The organism is Sulfurospirillum barnesii SES-3, from assembly GCF_000265295.1.
Taxonomy (GTDB): domain Bacteria; phylum Campylobacterota; class Campylobacteria; order Campylobacterales; family Sulfurospirillaceae; genus Sulfurospirillum; species Sulfurospirillum barnesii.
The window spans coordinates 1,575,624-1,591,391 of record NC_018002.1; the positions used below are offsets into that span (position 1 = coordinate 1,575,624).

A 15,768-nucleotide genomic window follows, 5' to 3' on the forward strand; every position below is an offset into this window, starting at 1 on the left:
AATAGAGCAAAGGAGCTTAAGCTATCATAACATGATAGTAATTATCATGTTATTCGTTTATGCCAATACAGTCGTAAACATACCGTCAGAAAAAAAAGTCCAATAAACCCCAAAGCAAGTCCACCCATGATACGAAAAGCACGCTCTTTTTGAGAGTGTGCTATTTTTTTAAATCCCTCTTTTGGAGCCATGCCCTCTTCCACAACATCTTGATCACCTATGTACAAATAGACCCAATACGACTCCTCAGGAATCTTGACATGTAAGGGTTTCCCCCCTTCTAAAAAAGCTTCGAAAATCACACGTTTATCGATCATAGAGATCAGTGCTACCTTATTTCCCTCTAACCTTTTTTGAGAGCCTTTCATCTTTCCCTCAATGGCTATCATGTCGTTTTCAAGCGGTGTTATGAGAAGATTAATGCCCTCTATTTTATGTGCCAAAAGGTGTGTACACAGTACAAGAATACACCACATTTTAATAGCCATTAAACACTCCTTTGCGCTCATAACGGTAGAAAAGCTCTTTTTTTTCTACCCATTTGGCTACATACACTAAAATGCCTGCACTAAAAAGAAACAGGACATCCATAGCAAAAAGTACCCACGCCTTTTGCGAAAAACTCTCCCAGATAAAAAAACCACTTTTTAAACCATGAAAGAGCACCCCGCCTATTAAAAGCCATGCACTGCTTCGAAGCATGAGTGCCATACTGCGTACCACAGAGCGTTCAAAGACACTATAAAAGAGCCAAAACGACCAAAAAGCATAAAACGCTCCTCGTACCCACACCTCTTTATCAAAAAGCTCCATGGGAAGAAGCCAATGCAAACAGACCACCAATGCGCTAGAAGGCACAATACCAATCAATACCGCAAGGCTTACACGGTTGCATATATCACCAAACCAACCCTCTTGCACCAATGTTTTCTCTGCCCAAAGAAAATACCCACTTACCAAAGAAAATGCCAACACACCTCCAAAAAATATCAACACAAGGCGTAATCCCACTGTTTCATCGGGAACAAAATGAAGAAAATAGAGCAAAGAGAGGGTTTGATTGATTCCATGGCTTTGTTCGATCATTTTTTTCTCCACCACGGCTCCCGTGCTTGCCTCAATGGTGATACTTAAACGATTCACACGCCCAGTACGTGCCCTATTTTCTTCATCAAATCCTCGAAACAATACCTTTGCACCCTCTTTTCCATAGTGATACAGTGTTGCATTACTGATATTAAGCATTGGGTAATGCTCCTTCGCACGCAGCAGTAAAGCAGAAAAAGGAAGCATATTCGCATCGTTTTCTAAGCGTTGGTATTTGGGTTGTGCAAATAAAATAGGCGCAACCAATTGGCGCATATTGCTTATTTTTCCCTCACTCATGCTCCATGCATACGGGGATGATGTAGAGAGCATTAACCCCAAAAAAGCCCCACTTAGCGCAAAAACAAGGGCATAAGGAATCACCCCAAGCCCTGTTATCTTATGCCACGAAAGCCATCGTTGTTTCCAACTTTTTTGAAGACGGGGTTGTGTTTTTTTCTTTTTTAAAAAGAGCCAAAATCCACCCACACTTAAAAATAAAATGCCCACACTCATGATACCCATTAAAGGCATACCAATACGAGGAATTACTCCACCAGTATGAAGTTCATTGAAAAATAATGAGATAAGATTTTCTTCTCTAGGAACGCTTAGAACCTCATTGGTTAAGGGATTGAGGTAAAGGCTGTTTTGTGCTTGTGAAGAAATTTTAAGCAGCGGATCACGAAAGCTGGGCAAGGTAATTTCAACGGGTTTATCGCCTAAAAATTGGTGCGCTCTTAAGAGTTCCTCCAAACGTGTATCAATGTTAAACGCATGGTTTTGTGCAGGAACAAAATGACGTGAGGGGGACTCCCACACTTTAAGGTAGGGCATCAAAAATGTGAGTGTCCCAAAATAGGTACTCATGTAAAACACCCATAAAACCAACAAGCCAATGATGGTGTGTGAACGATGTAGGTATTTAAAAATCAGTGATTTCTCAAGCATACACACTCCTAAAAAAAGGCGATAATACAGGCATTAAAAAGTGCCATGAGTACTATTTTTATGCTTACATGTAAAAGTGTTTTGGAAAATAAAAGCCAAAAACCAAAACCACAGGCCATCACAGGGGTTAGAAGCATGGAAGGCAGAAGACGCATGGCTGCGTCTCCTTGCAAAAGCGTGCTTAAGCTCATACCTGAACCATACGCCAGCGCAAAAGCACCCAAAATCGCCATAATACCATGAGCCCAACCAATGGTGGTTTTGGGCTCTTTAAAATGAAAGAGGATACGAGAGAACATGGGTGTGATTAAAATTCATACGAGAATGAAAGTTTGACATTGCGCCCTGGTTCGTAGTCTGAGAGAGGAACATTACTTAAAATACGATTTTCAGAAGCATGCGCCACATATGCCTCATCAAAAATATTATCAATACCTGCAATCAGCGTTAAGCCTTTGACACTGTGCGGTTTCCATTTGACTGCGATGTCATGCACTTTATAGGATTGTTTGGTTTGTTGCGTCGCAATGTATTTTCGGTTTTCTTCTCTGACAAAAAGTGAATCCCATGAGAGAATGAGATTTTTCATAATTGCATAATCTAAATTCACACTGATGCTGTCCCCTGGGTCTCTTTGAGTTGAAAGCCCTGTTTTTCGAAATCTCGAATCTGAGTGCGCATAGGTAATCAAAGAGTGAAGTGCACCAATGTCATACATAAAACTTGCCTCATACCCATGAATATCAAGCGTGCCATTGTTGTAAATAGAGGTTGTGGTATAGACAATATAATCATCAATTTGTGTCTCAAAATATTTAAAAGAGAAACCTATAGCGTCTGCACCTAAAACATTTTTATTTTCGTACGTAAAACCTATCTCTTTGTTTAGACCTGTTTCAGATTTGAGGTTGGTATTATCAGGTATTAAATAACGATACGATGCTAAAACATCCACCATTTCAACGCCTTTATACAGCGTAGTAGCACTGGCAAGTAAGGTTAAAGTCTCACTCAGTTCATACGATGCCGCAAGTCCATAGGTAAAATGCTCATCTTTAATTTTTCCATACACACCATCAAAATCGTAGTGATTGTAGCGAATACCAGGGGTTAAGGTTAAACCATTTTCAAAAGAAATCGCATCTTCAACATACAAAGCACCCGATTTAGCCTTCTCATTTTCACCGTATTTACGACCGCTCCACTTCACTTTACTGGTTTGAATATCGTACAATCCGCCATAGGTAAAGGTGTTATTGACACTACCCATTGCAACATTTGACTGTGCTTTGGTATTGATACCCTTCGTGGTGACTAAGCCATTTAAAAGTCCCTCGGTCGTACTCATACCTGAGCCTGCTGGAACCCCTCGTACCACACCGCCATCGAGTCGTTTTTCAAACCGTTCTAACTCATTTTCATTGCTGTAAAGGGTGGTTTGTAAAAACAAGGCATCACCAAGGTCTACTTGATGTTTCAGGCTAATCGTCTCTCTGGTGTACTCGGTAGGATAAAGTGATTTTCCTGTAGCAAAAAGGTTGTACGCTTTACCAAAATCAGGACGTGGCGCATAATCGCCTTTGTCTTTAAGCCTATCATACGAGAGGGTTAGGCGTTGCACATCGCTGATGTCATACCCTACTTTTATAAGGGTATTGCCAATATCACCCTCTGCCCCAAAGGTTTTCTCACCTTTGCCATCTTCCCAATTCTTTTTATCCACGTAGTGATGGTAGAGTAAAACATCGACATTATCGACTACTTTGCCATAGGCTGCCACAGAGCCTCCTAGGCTATCGTTGGAGTTGTAGTTACCCTGAATGCGTGCACCATAATCACGCCCATCTTGAAGCAAATCTTTGCCATCTTTGGTTTCAAACGCCACCGCACCACCAAGTCCTCCATGTACCACTGAATTCGTACCTACTTGAACGTCTGCCTTTTTTAAGATGTCAGGGTTAATAAGCAAATTCCCAATGTGATGGAACATATTAACATTAGAGACTTTTGCTCCATCAATGGTTATTTCTAAGTTTTCATCTTCTAATCCACGAATGGCTAAACGGTTATTAATTGAGCTGGTTCCTCCCACATCCACACCAGGGAGGTCTCTGAGCAAATCGCTTAAGTGGTCTGCTTGTTTGGTTTCAATGGAGCTACTGCGCAAATTGAGAGAAGAACTGCTCACTTGCGTCTCCCACACTTCAACGGTTTCAAGCTTTTGCTCATTTGCCATTGCCATATTGCTTAAAAAAAGCGTTGCGACTAATGATAAGCTCAATTCTGTTTTCATTTTATGGTGAAAAGCCATTTTCTATTCCTTTATGATGTTTTCAAATGATATTTGTTATCATAGTCATAAGAAATCATATCAAAATCACAATGTGAGGAAACTAAAGCAAAATGGGTAAAAAAAACGAAGAAATTAAAATATTAGTGGTAGAAGATGAAACGATCCTCGCTTTACAACTTACGATGAACTTACAAAACTTTGGATATGCCATTAGCGGTGTAGAAGCAACTGCGCACGATGCGATGCGCCATGCCGATACACATCTGCCCGATATGGTGCTTTTAGACATCCATCTTAAAGGCGAAAAAAGTGGAACAGATGTGGGGCGTTACATTTGGCAAAATCATCGCATTCCCATTGTGTATCTCACCTCGTATTGTGACAATGCAACCATAAAAATGGCAATGGAATCAGAACCCTATGGGTATTTAAGCAAGCCTTTTCGCCCCAATGATCTTAAAGCAACCTTGCAAGCGGCATGGTACAAACACCGCTATTTTCACCCGACACAAGAGCTCAAACGAACATCCAATCCAAACGTTGAACTTCCTCTAGGCTACGCCTTTAACCGTAGTAATGGTGTGCTTACATGTAACGATGAAAGCATCAAACTTACAGGCAATGAAATTAAGCTTTTTCAAATTTTAAGCGAATCGGTCGGCAATACGGTGAGTTTTGAGCACATCAGTGCGTACATTTGGCGTGAAGAGGTTTATGACCTCTCGAAACTTCGAAATCTTATCTACCGTTTGCGCCAAAAAGTCGATGGAAGCTTACTGGAAAATGTCTTTGAGGCAGGGTACCGCTTGAATGTTTAAGCTTAGAAATCTTTTTACCAACCGCTCACTCTCAGCAAAATTTGCGCTTGGTTTTAGTGCGATTGTGCTGTGTATTCATATCATTATGCTCTCACTCATCATTCCCTCATGGCAAGCTGAACGCTTGAAAAGTGAAACAGATACGATAAACCGTCTGCTTGCCAATATGGAAAATCAAGTGCTTTTAACCATTCATGTCAACTCTCTGTACAACGCTTCATACTGGGAGAAGATGAACTTAGAGATGAAAAATAGACTGCATGAACTCTTTAATGCATGGAACAAAGAGCCTCAGAAAAATGAAGCAACGCTTATCACACACATCAATGAACATCTTTTAGATTTTACATGTAATGCTTTACTCATGAAGCATCACCACAGTGTGTACGGTACAAAAGGACTTTTAGAAGAGAATAGCCCTTTTTTTAGTACCCTATTTCCATCGTATGAGCAATGGAGTATTTACGACAAAACGCAACGCCTTAACATCTGCCCCACCACCAACAAAGAGTATCTGTTTTTAAAAAAAATACCCCAAAGCCCTTATGAAATTGCACTTCTTTGCAAAACCAAAGAGTTTTTACACTCCCGCAGTGATTTTGAAATATCCATAGGCTCCATGCTCAAACAAAGCTTTCAAACCATTAAAAATCACAGCACAGGGTTTGCGTACATGATGTGGGTTGATGGAAGCGAAAGGAAGTGTGACCATAATGCAACGTATCGAAAAAGTTTCGATGAAAATGCTAAATATTTTAATACCACCTGCTGTGTCAGTGAATCCTCCCCAACCGACCAACCCCTCACAGGCGAGCTAAAAACCTCTGAATATCTCCACGCAGCCAAAGAGGGAAAACCCATTCATCATCTTTTACCCAAAGCGGACGACCCCAGTGGGAAGCTTTACCAAGCCCTGACGTGGGTGCGCTATTTTAAAGGAAGCCGTGAGTACCCACTGCTTTTAGCCGCCACGCTTTATGAAGAGGAGATTTACAGTGATTTAGAGCCTATTATTGTGAAATTTGTCCCTGCAATACTCTTAGCACTAGGCGTTGCATTTGCGCTAGGTTGGCTTTTGTTTCGTGGCTTTACATGTAAAATAGACCGCCTACTAAATGTAGCAAAAACCATTAAAAGTGGTAACCTTAAAGAGCGAAGCCACCTAAAAGGCGATGATGATATTAGCCTGCTTGCCCAAACCTTTGATACCATGCTTGATGGTCTTGAAGAAAATATTCACACCCTCGATACAAAAGTGCATCAACGCACATACGAACTTGAAAACCTTCTACAAGAAAAAGAGGTGCTCTTAAAAGAGGTGCATCACCGTGTTAAGAACAACCTTTCGATCATTATTGCCCTGATGCAACTGAAAGAAAACAAGGCAAAACACCATGAATCCAAACAGCTTTTAATGGACCTTCAAGAGCGCATTTACGCCATTGAACTCCTGCACCGCCATCTCTACCAATCCAGTAGCCTCACACACATCGCTTTTGATACCTATGTGCAAGGGCTGATTGAAAATATGCGCCAGACCTATGCCACCGATGAGAAAAATATTGTTTTACATGTAAAAAGCGAAGCTATTTTTTTAAGCATCGAACATGCCCTCTCGTGCGGACTGCTTATCAATGAATGCGTCACCAACGCAATTAAACATGCCTTTACGCACACGGGTGGATGCATAGACATTGCCTTTACATGTAAAGAGACAAGGTGCATTCTAAGTATTAGAGACAACGGTAAAGGTCTAGGAGAAGCGTTTAGTTTACAAGGGCATTCAACGCTTGGAATGCGATTGATGGAGGGGATCATCTTCCAGCAACTTCAAGGTACCTTTCATTATGAAAGCTTCAATGGAAGCCACTTTGAAATCTCATTTTACAATGAACTTCCCTTAAAAGAGGAAAAGCACACGTAAAAACGTGTGCTTTTCCTGTGTGCTTACGCAAGCGTTGCTTTGTACATCCAAAGTTGTTTTTCAATTTCAGCCACTTTGTCATCTGCCATATTCATGGTTGTTGTATCACGAACTTCTTCGGCTAATTTTGAAAGTGTGCTCCACTGAGCAAGCATTTTTTCCAACGCCTTCACCACATTTCCAATGACTGCTACCGCATCAAAGGAGTTTTTACTCTCTTCTTTAAGGGTTGTTTTTGCCATAATCTCAGAAAGTGTGACAAGCGGTGTGCCACCTAATTGTAAAATACGCTCTGCTGTATCATCAAAAACCTCTGACATGGCATCGTAGAGTTTTTCTGTCATTTCATGAACAGGGAAAAACTGCATTCCTTTAACATTCCAATGGTAATTATGGAATGTAACGTATAAAATATGACTATCAGCTTGAATCTCTTGTAATTGTTTAATAACACTTGACATGGTCTTACTCCTTAATTTATTTTAATAACAAAAGAATTATAACACACTTTTCTTAAATAAGAATAATTATTAATTAGTAAATATTTCTTCTTTTTCTTTTTCAAAATGTTTCGAAAATAAAATAACACGGTACGTTTTTCCATCGTCCAAACGTAGTAAATAATGCAAAGGATCTGAAATCAGCTGAAATTTCATCGTTTTTGCATCAAAGCCTTCTACATCAAGCGGTGTAAAATGGAAGGTTGTATCTAAAATATAAATCTTATTGTGTGAATCTATCGCATAACCGACCACTTTTTTTTCACTATTTTCGCTGATAAAAAGATGCTCGATACGAATATCTTTTGGATAAGCAATCTCTTTGAGTTCAATACGATTATTTTCACGTTTAAGATTGAAAAGTTTCCCTTGTGCATCCACAAAAAGATACCCCAAATCATAAGGCTTCAAATTGCTCACTTTTCCCCAAAATCCTTGCAAAGGAAAGCTTACATGTAAAGCGCTTAACGCCGATGCGATTTCATCACTTAGGGTAGCATTGAAACCCTCATCAAAGTTATACGCCACGATCTTTTCTTGAGTAATCGCAATGGCATTTTCAGGAAAAGCAATCAACCCTTGCATGGTTTTAGGATTGAGTAACGGGTATAACGCAACTTCTTTTGCACCCCTATCCTGAGGCTCGTACGTCATGCTCAAACGGCTATCTTGAATCCTCTCTTTACTAAAAATTTCTCCATTAATGTCAAGTGGAAGCCTGCCTTGAATATCCAAATCTCGCCAATACACAAACGGTAAAAGCGCTTCATACTCCTTTTGATTAAAGGTCTCCTTCTCTTTAATGCCATACTCAAAACGGTGATGCCCAAAGTTTTTTTGATAGACAAAATCCTCTTTAATAGGGGAGTAAAAAAGATAGTAGTGCGTAAAAGAACGTGCATAGCGTTTTGTGTATGTTCCATACGCTTCAAACCCAATCCACACCATACAGACAAAAACAACCATTGCCAAAAAAAATGCTCTTACCCTTTGCCACTTTACACTGTAAAAACTATCCAAACAAAGCAAAAAGAAAGAGAAGATAAATCCCAACCAAAGAGTATCCATCAGTACATAGCGCTCTTTTTGAAACAAAAAAAGAACCAACACGCCAAAGCTGAGTTTTAACAGTGCTATCTTTGCATGTCGCTCCAATACAACGGAGGCTCCAAGCAGATAACTTAAAAGAGCGCCTAAAAAGTAAAACGTCATATCTTTAAGCGCAACCATAGCAATTTCATAAGGATAGTAGGCACACATGAGGGTCAACACAACCCCTCCCACCGAAAAACACACAAGGCTTAAAAGACCTATACCAACACCTAAATGTCCTATTAAAATACGAGGCATGGAGAGAGGAAGGTGCGCAATAATGCGAAGCCTGTTACGAAAACGCTCCCATACAAACTGCACCAGTGCAATCACCGCACCCATACCCATAAAAAGCGGTGAGAAAAAAAGATAGGGTTTATCACCCAAGTGTGCAAAACGGTACCACAGGATACTCTCAGGCTCACTATTGCTAAATTCAAAATGAAGCTCCATCCAAAAATAGCCCACACTTACGCACCCTAAAAGTATCAACACCAGCATATACCAACGTAGTTTTATCCACTCTTTGATAAAAATTGTGCGTACCATCTTAGTATTTCCCCACAAAACCTAAAAATTTTGCCTCAAAATCACAGCTAAGCTCTTTAAGACCCTCAAGCTCTTGAAAGCTGTACACGATTTGTTTATCAAGATGTTTTTCGATTCGATGCACCCAATCACGTTTAAAAATACCATCAAGGGGTGCTTCATAACATTTAAACTGTTCACAAAAACCTTGAATCGTACCTTGATACACGCTTCCACCTTTTTGAACAATTGCCATCTTATCAATAAGCCCTACCAAATCACTCATGACATGCGAGGTAATCAAAACCGTTTTCTCATTCTTAGCGATATACGCTTTTAAATAATCAATAAACAAACACCGATACCCAGCATCCAGCCCCATAGAATAATCATCTAAGATAAGAAGCTCTGCATTTTGAGCAAATAAAGTACCTAACACCACTTGTGATTTCTGACCAAATGAGAGTGTGGAGAGTTTTTGAGCATAATCTAACCCCATTAAATCAACCAAATCGTAAAAAACAGCTCTATCCCAATTGGGGTAAAAAGGAGCAAAAAAGCGTTCAATATACTCTATTGAGAGATAATCAAAGCTAATAAACCCCTCATGTAAGAGTGCGATTTTTGCCTTTGCCTCATTGCTCAAATGATGCGAATCTTCACCAAAAATCAGGCATTTTCCTTTTTGAGGAACCAAATACCCCATTAAAATATTGATCAGTGTCGATTTGCCTACACCATTTTTTCCCAAAACGCCATAAACACTCCCTTTTTCAATGCAAAGATTCAGCCCCTCATAAATGGGCTTTTTCCCATAAGCATAGTGTAGATTCGAAATCTCAATAATGCTATTTTTTCCCACTGCAACTATCCTTACCACAACCACATCCCTTGTTTTTAAAGAGTGTGCGATAGAGATAATACACAGCACCCAACGTAATGAGTCCTAAAAGAATGTTTTCGACCATAATTTATCCTTTTTTTCGTATTTAATACAATTGCGCCCAGCCGTCTTTGCTTCATACAAAAGGGTATCAACTCTTTTAAATAAAGCCGCTTCATCTTCCCCAATAGCATACTCAACCACGCCAAACGAACACGTGATAAAGGGAATTTTCTCAAAAGAAAGTGCCTCAATATTTCGTCGTAATTTCTCAGCGGTGCGAATAGCACATTTAAGATGTGTCATGGGTAAGACCATCAAAAACTCTTCCCCGCCCCAACGCGCAGTAATATCACTGCTGCGTAAACTCTCTTGCAAGGTGTGTGCAACCCTTTTTAACACCACATCCCCATAATCATGCCCATGGGTGTCATTAATACGTTTAAACGAGTCCAAATCGCATAAAATCAATGAAAAAGGTTGATAAAACCGTTTAGCATTTTCAATTAAGTCGTTCAAAGATTGTGCCAATTTTAAACGACTTGCCACCCCTGTGAGGGCATCAACAAAGGCTAGTTTTTTAGCATCTTCTTCCAAATGCACATACTCTGACTCAATCGTCTCCTTTTTCTTACGATACATCCATGCTTCGTAGGAAGAAAATACGATCATCCCCACGGTTAAGAAGAAGACAATTGCTAAAGAGAGTATTAAATGCTCCATCTTTTGATCAAGAACATGCACATGCCGTGCATCCTTTTGAATAAAGACCCATTGCTTATCTGCAAAGGTGCCAAAAAGAGTTAATGAGGATGCATCAAAGCGATAGACATGCTCCTTTTCCCCTAGCGCCTCATACTCCGTACGTAAAAATTCTGGTAAGGTCTTAGGCGTAAAAAAACGTATAGAAAGCGTAAAGGGCAATGTTCTCTCTAATGCTTTATTGGTACTATAAGGCGTTATTTTTTGATATTCATCAAAAAACTCTTTTTGGTTCTCGTACATTTCATTTTCAACGACTAGGGGATTCAGCAGAGCATGCGCATCCATTTTTTTAGAAAGCTCATAAAGCATAAGCATCTCTTCGTGTGCACCACGTTGAAGTAACTGGCGTGTTTGGTATAAGGTAAATCCACCATACAAAAAGACTCCCACCATTACAAGGAAGCTAAAAAAACGATTGGAAAAGGATGAAAAGAAGTATTTTTGTATCACGGATCTCCTATAAAAGAGAGGGAAGCCCTCTCTTTAGTCTTTATTTCATAGGTTTAGCTTCCACCCAAATGACTCCATCTTGGCTGAGTTCTTTGCCTTTGTACTCTTTATCAGGACCAACACCTAGTGCCGCAAATCCCCAAAAACCTGCTTTTGGAATTGCAAAAGTAAATTCACCGTCTTTATTGGCTTTAATGCCCATGGTGACAAACGCATCTTGAGGCGCTTTGATGCGATCTTTGCCCATGCTATTGGTTTTTAGATCCACATCTCGATTGACATACTCCACCTCAATTTCGGCAAAGGGTACGGGTTGTCCATTGGATTTTACTACACCTGTAAAACTGCCACCTGCCCAAATCGCATAGGGTTTGGTTAAAGGCACGATTTCGGCTTTAAGACCCAAATCTGCATCCCAATCCGTTGGCGTACCTGCCACGTTGACAATCGTTTTGGTAATTTGCTGGATGTACGCATCTTCACCTTTTTCATAATACGGAGCAGGGGTTAACACCAAAATGTGGTCACCCATCTTTTGTGCTTTATACTCAGAGGCAAAGCCCTTGCCACTGTTATGGTTACCCTTAAACGTAATCTCTTTGAGACTCGCTTTTAAATCTGTTTTTTGCTCTTTATTGATAGCAAAAAAATCTACCACAGGCGCTAGCGCTTCGCTATCGTGTTGTTTTCCCATATCCATGGTATGTTCATCCGCAAAAGGATGGGTGAAAATATGGCGTAATTCTATTTTGCCACCTTTTTCGAGTGCCATATTGGGGGTATAAAGCATTTGAAAGTGCGCTAGGGCACTTGAAGCAATCACAGAAGAGATCAACGCAACTTTTAGAAAACTCTTTGTCATAAAAACTCCTTTATAATGTTAATAATTACTATCATGTTTTTAGATAAAAATAAAAAGCCCTATTAAAGAGCTTTAAGACTACTGAGCAATATCCTTGCCATTAATAACAACTTGATGCCCCTCCCCCGCATTAAAGATAGCGGTGTAAGTACCTGTTGGCTTTTTAAAGGTAAATTCACTGTTTTTACTCATTTTATCTTTAATCAGTACCTTACCATCTTGCTCCACACGAAATTCAACACCACTGGCACTACTGCCATCACTAAAACCGCCCTCGCACGTAATCGTACCATCGCCATTATCAAAACAATTCATAATCGCAGAGTGCGCCAACAAAGAACTTGCCGCAACTAAAAGACCAAATACACTTTTTCGAAACATTTTTTCTCCTTTATAAAGTTTACTTTCTAAATCCACCAAACCATCCGTTTTGACGGTTTGGCATCAAGCCTAAGAACAAGGCTAAAAAGACAATCGCTACATAAAAATAGCTCATCGCCTCAACGCCACTCCAACCCGCTACAGAGCCAAAAGAGAAGATAAATGAAGAGATAATAATGCCTAAAGTAATCGGAAATAAAATGGCAAAAAGCATCCATTTATAACTATTAGCCTGCATCTTTACCACAATCATCGTAGCAATACACGGTGGTGTTAAAACCATAAAAATAATAATAGCAACAGCATGCAGTGGACTGTAACCACTGTTTTCATACATGGCCTCTTCCGCACGTTTAGAATCTGCTTTGTTATTTTCATAGAGTGAACCTAAGGTGGCAACGGCACTCTCACGTGCTGCAAAGGAGCTTAAAAATGCCACATTTATCTTCCAATCAAACCCTGCAAATTGCGTAATAGGCTCCATGGAATGTCCTAGCATACCTAGAAAACTGTTTTCAATCTTTTCATTTTTAATTTGACGCAATAAATCTTTTCGAACATTTGAAAGCGTACGTAATGCAGTGTTGATAATTTTTGCATCTTTGTCATTTTCTGGTTTTACAAAACGAAAAAGATTTTCATCGTTTCGCATAAAGGCTTCATCCACATTTTTAGCACCCTCACTTCCTGAGACAACCATACGTTTTGCTTTGTAATTATCATAATAATTCACCAATGCAGAGACTTTCTCTTTGCTATCAACCATGGTATAGTAAGACGATTTTGCAACTTTACGATCAAAATCACTTAATGCGGTTTGAACTTTTTCATTGTATGAAGCTTGCCCCTCTTGGCTTAGTCCTGGAAACTGCAACATCGCAAATAAAATAATCGCTACGGCTAAAACAATGGTCACTACTTTTTTAATGTAAACCCAAACCCTTTGCGCTGCACGAATAATCACTCCTTTAAACGTAGGCAAATGATACGGCGGTAACTCCATCACAAAAGGCGCTGTTTCTCTGGTTTTTAAAACCGTACTGGTTAAAAGTTTGGAGACAATCAGTGCAATAAAAAGAGTGACTGTTGAGATATAAAACATCATCAAACCCATCTCTTCTTTAAAAAATGCCCCCAAAATGAGAGTATAAAAAGGGACTTTTGCCAAACAATTCATATAAGGAACCGCTAAAATCGTAGCCATTCTCGCTCGCTCATCAGCAATGCCTTTGGTCGACATCACGCCTGGAACGGCACATCCACCGACCATCGCTCCACCTAATACCAAAGGAAGGGTGGATTGTCCATGAAGCCCAAATTTTTTAAAGACTTTGTCTAAAATAAACGCAAGGCGTGGCATATAGCCAACATCTTCCATAATCGCAATGAGTGCAAAGAGGATAAAAAAGATAGGAATATAATTAATCAAAGCATTGGCACTATTGACCATCCAAATCGATAAGTCCGTTATCATAGGAACGTCAATCAAATCAGGCTCAGGTAAAATATCAATCACCACATTTTTAAACATAGCCAAAAGTGGCCACGTATAATCGGTCAATTTATACCCATAGACGATGGAAAGCTCATAGACTAAAAACATCACCAACAATAAAATAGGAAAAGCTAGCCAACGGTTTAAAACAATTTTATCCACCTTGTCGGTTAAGGTCTCTTCATGCAGTTTGGTTACTTTAACGCATTTATGAAAAATCAAATCCGCAGAATCGTAACGAATAGCTGCTAAAAATGCACCAATATCTTTATCATACGTTTGGTGAAAACGCTCCTCGCATCGTTGCGCTTTTTCTTGAATATAGGTAAACTCATCCCCTAATTTTTCAACTAGCGCTTTATCTTCTTCTAAAATTTTAATCGCCATCCAACGCCTGTTTAAACGTACATCGGCATGGATAAGCTCTGTTTCAATTTCTTGAATGGAAGATTCTAACTCCTCATAATTCATTTTAAAATTTTGATACTGCTCTTTTTGGTGATACGTTGCAACAATCGCTTGCATAATCGCCTCACCACCCTCGCCTTTTGCTCCACTCGCACAGACCACAGGTACCCCTAGCATCTCTTCTATTTTTTGATGGTCTATGTAAATTCCCCTACGGCTTGCCACATCCATCATGTTTAAGACAATGACCACAGGAATACCAATTTCAAGAAGCTGAAAGGTTAAATACAAATGGCGTTTGATGTTAGAAGCATCCACTATGTTTACAATAATATCAGGCGACTCATCGTACAAAAACTCTTTAGAGACACGCTCTTCTAGTGAGTAGGAGCTAAAAGAGTAGGTTCCAGGCAAATCAACCATTTCAATTTTTTCATTTTGGTAGTCAAAGCGCCCTACTTTCTTATCAACGGTAACCCCTGGATAGTTAGCGACATGCTGATGAATACCGCTTACAAGGTTAAAAATAGTTGATTTTCCACAGTTTGGCTGACCCGCAAGTGCTACTTTGATCATAACACCTCCACCTCTAAAAGGCTGGCTTCACTGCGTCTTAAACTCACAAGATAATTTTGGATGCGTAATTCCATAGGATCATACAAAGGTGCTTCTCTTACTACTTCAATACTCGCCCCAAAAATAAACCCCATATCTAATAATTTTTGCTTCAATTTTCCCATACTATGTATGGTAATCAACTTGCACTTTTGTCCTTTTCTAAGCTCACCCAAATGCATGTTCTTTCCTTAAATTTAATTCAGGAATGATAGAGCAACTTGACTTAAAAGAAAATAACTTTGATAGTTGTTTTCAATTAGAAAGTGCTTATTCTCTGTGCAATGCATCACAATTTTACTTTTAACGCTCACTCAATGCTAAATAACGTTGCCACTGTTCAGGCGTTAAAATGGCTTGAAAGGCTTTGTATGCGTCTATTTTAATATCCATTGCCTCTCGTTTAATGCTTGCGATTTTATCGAGATAAGAAGAGACCTCTTCTTTGGATTTGCCTTGTTTTAAGAGTTTTTGCACTCGTTTTTCCAGACCAAAGGCTTCGTTGATTTTGGATTGATAGGTCTCATGCATAATGGGTCTTACCTCTTTAGAAATACGAATCACCTGATCGCCACTGAGCTCCAACGCCCCACTCTTAATCGCACCACCAGGCATCTCCAACGTGATTAAATCATGAATAATAAACGCTTGATTCTTCCCCTCTGCCATCAAAGAGATACAAACACACAGCATGGCTAAAACAATTTTTTTCATTTT

Annotated in this window: 16 protein-coding genes; 2 read left to right on the forward strand and 14 right to left on the reverse strand. The window is 39.6% G+C overall.

The genetic code is table 11. The annotated features are described in order from the left end of the window. Window positions 1-44 precede the first annotated feature (44 nt). From SULBA_RS07945 to SULBA_RS07960, 4 genes are read right to left on the reverse strand one after another with little or no spacing between them, the layout of a single operon-like run. Window positions 45-488: a hypothetical protein gene (locus SULBA_RS07945; protein ID WP_014769773.1), complete on the reverse strand. Its 444-nt coding sequence runs from the start codon at window positions 486-488 to the stop codon at window positions 45-47. Further along, a complete protein-coding gene (locus tag SULBA_RS07950; protein WP_014769774.1) occupies window positions 478-2,037 on the reverse strand; it encodes a PepSY-associated TM helix domain-containing protein in 1,560 nt (519 codons plus the stop codon). Before SULBA_RS07950 ends, SULBA_RS07945 begins: the two co-directional genes overlap by 11 nt. Window positions 2,038-2,045: 8 nt before the next feature. Beyond that, window positions 2,046-2,336: a hypothetical protein gene (locus SULBA_RS07955; RefSeq protein WP_014769775.1), complete on the reverse strand. Its 291-nt coding sequence runs from the start codon at window positions 2,334-2,336 to the stop codon at window positions 2,046-2,048. An 8-nt stretch (window positions 2,337-2,344) separates the two neighbouring features. Continuing rightward, the gene (locus SULBA_RS07960) at window positions 2,345-4,348 is read right to left on the reverse strand and encodes a TonB-dependent receptor domain-containing protein (RefSeq protein WP_014769776.1); all 2,004 of its coding nucleotides are present in this window, start codon (window positions 4,346-4,348) and stop codon (window positions 2,345-2,347) included. A 92-nt stretch (window positions 4,349-4,440) separates the two neighbouring features. Between SULBA_RS07960 and SULBA_RS07965 the strand changes: the two genes are divergently transcribed. Together SULBA_RS07965 and SULBA_RS12770 are read left to right on the forward strand one after the other, a co-directional pair. Next, complete coding sequence (locus SULBA_RS07965) at window positions 4,441-5,148, forward strand: response regulator (protein WP_014769777.1); 708 nt, start codon at window positions 4,441-4,443, stop codon at window positions 5,146-5,148. After that, window positions 5,141-7,072, forward strand: coding sequence for a histidine kinase dimerization/phosphoacceptor domain -containing protein (locus tag SULBA_RS12770; protein WP_014769778.1), 1,932 nt, complete (start codon window positions 5,141-5,143; stop codon window positions 7,070-7,072). Before SULBA_RS07965 ends, SULBA_RS12770 begins: the two co-directional genes overlap by 8 nt. A 23-nt stretch (window positions 7,073-7,095) precedes the next feature. Here the strand turns inward: SULBA_RS12770 and SULBA_RS07975 are convergent, their stop codons facing one another. From SULBA_RS07975 to SULBA_RS08015, 10 genes are all read right to left on the reverse strand, one after another. Beyond that, window positions 7,096-7,533 (reverse strand): Dps family protein, encoded by a 438-nt coding sequence (locus SULBA_RS07975; RefSeq protein WP_014769779.1) that lies wholly within the window; start codon window positions 7,531-7,533, stop codon window positions 7,096-7,098. A gap of 69 nt (window positions 7,534-7,602) precedes the next feature. After that, complete coding sequence (locus tag SULBA_RS07980; protein ID WP_014769780.1) at window positions 7,603-9,213, reverse strand: DUF4857 domain-containing protein; 1,611 nt, start codon at window positions 9,211-9,213, stop codon at window positions 7,603-7,605. Window position 9,214: 1 nt separating this feature from the next. Continuing rightward, window positions 9,215-10,054, reverse strand: a complete 840-nt coding sequence (locus SULBA_RS07985) for an ABC transporter ATP-binding protein (RefSeq protein WP_014769781.1) — start codon at window positions 10,052-10,054, stop codon at window positions 9,215-9,217. After that, window positions 10,041-10,160, reverse strand: coding sequence for a FeoB-associated Cys-rich membrane protein (locus tag SULBA_RS12880; RefSeq protein ID WP_014769782.1), 120 nt, complete (start codon window positions 10,158-10,160; stop codon window positions 10,041-10,043). Before SULBA_RS12880 ends, SULBA_RS07985 begins: the two co-directional genes overlap by 14 nt. Continuing rightward, on the reverse strand, window positions 10,139-11,290 hold the full coding sequence (locus tag SULBA_RS12775; protein ID WP_014769783.1) for a GGDEF domain-containing protein: 1,152 nt from the start codon (window positions 11,288-11,290) through the stop codon (window positions 10,139-10,141). Before SULBA_RS12775 ends, SULBA_RS12880 begins: the two co-directional genes overlap by 22 nt. A gap of 40 nt (window positions 11,291-11,330) precedes the next feature. After that, window positions 11,331-12,152, reverse strand: coding sequence for a DUF4198 domain-containing protein (locus SULBA_RS07995; protein ID WP_014769784.1), 822 nt, complete (start codon window positions 12,150-12,152; stop codon window positions 11,331-11,333). A 78-nt stretch (window positions 12,153-12,230) separates the two neighbouring features. After that, on the reverse strand, window positions 12,231-12,533 hold the full coding sequence (locus tag SULBA_RS08000) for a hypothetical protein (protein ID WP_014769785.1): 303 nt from the start codon (window positions 12,531-12,533) through the stop codon (window positions 12,231-12,233). A 19-nt stretch (window positions 12,534-12,552) separates the two neighbouring features. Then, window positions 12,553-15,012 carry a ferrous iron transport protein B gene (gene feoB, locus SULBA_RS08005; protein WP_014769786.1) on the reverse strand — a complete coding sequence of 820 codons (2,460 nt, stop codon included), beginning with the start codon at window positions 15,010-15,012 and terminating at the stop codon, window positions 12,553-12,555. Then, window positions 15,009-15,233, reverse strand: coding sequence for a FeoA family protein (locus SULBA_RS08010; protein ID WP_014769787.1), 225 nt, complete (start codon window positions 15,231-15,233; stop codon window positions 15,009-15,011). The genes feoB and SULBA_RS08010 overlap by 4 nt, the downstream gene beginning before the upstream one ends. A 121-nt stretch (window positions 15,234-15,354) precedes the next feature. Beyond that, a complete protein-coding gene (locus SULBA_RS08015; protein WP_014769788.1) occupies window positions 15,355-15,765 on the reverse strand; it encodes a hypothetical protein in 411 nt (136 codons plus the stop codon). Window positions 15,766-15,768: the final 3 nt, after the last annotated feature.

Coding starts and splice junctions, on each gene's coding strand:
- SULBA_RS07945 (WP_014769773.1), bottom strand. CDS start 488: ATGGCTATTAAAATGTGGTGTATTCTTGTACTGTGTACACACCTTTTG.
- SULBA_RS07950 (WP_014769774.1), bottom strand. CDS start 2,037: ATGCTTGAGAAATCACTGATTTTTAAATACCTACATCGTTCACACACC.
- SULBA_RS07955 (WP_014769775.1), bottom strand. CDS start 2,336: ATGTTCTCTCGTATCCTCTTTCATTTTAAAGAGCCCAAAACCACCATT.
- SULBA_RS07960 (WP_014769776.1), bottom strand. CDS start 4,348: ATGGCTTTTCACCATAAAATGAAAACAGAATTGAGCTTATCATTAGTC.
- SULBA_RS07965 (WP_014769777.1), top strand. CDS start 4,441: ATGGGTAAAAAAAACGAAGAAATTAAAATATTAGTGGTAGAAGATGAA.
- SULBA_RS12770 (WP_014769778.1), top strand. CDS start 5,141: ATGTTTAAGCTTAGAAATCTTTTTACCAACCGCTCACTCTCAGCAAAA.
- SULBA_RS07975 (WP_014769779.1), bottom strand. CDS start 7,533: ATGTCAAGTGTTATTAAACAATTACAAGAGATTCAAGCTGATAGTCAT.
- SULBA_RS07980 (WP_014769780.1), bottom strand. CDS start 9,213: ATGGTACGCACAATTTTTATCAAAGAGTGGATAAAACTACGTTGGTAT.
- SULBA_RS12880 (WP_014769782.1), bottom strand. CDS start 10,160: ATGGTCGAAAACATTCTTTTAGGACTCATTACGTTGGGTGCTGTGTAT.
- SULBA_RS07995 (WP_014769784.1), bottom strand. CDS start 12,152: ATGACAAAGAGTTTTCTAAAAGTTGCGTTGATCTCTTCTGTGATTGCT.
- SULBA_RS08000 (WP_014769785.1), bottom strand. CDS start 12,533: ATGTTTCGAAAAAGTGTATTTGGTCTTTTAGTTGCGGCAAGTTCTTTG.
- feoB (WP_014769786.1), bottom strand. CDS start 15,012: ATGATCAAAGTAGCACTTGCGGGTCAGCCAAACTGTGGAAAATCAACT.
- SULBA_RS08010 (WP_014769787.1), bottom strand. CDS start 15,233: ATGCATTTGGGTGAGCTTAGAAAAGGACAAAAGTGCAAGTTGATTACC.
- SULBA_RS08015 (WP_014769788.1), bottom strand. CDS start 15,765: ATGAAAAAAATTGTTTTAGCCATGCTGTGTGTTTGTATCTCTTTGATG.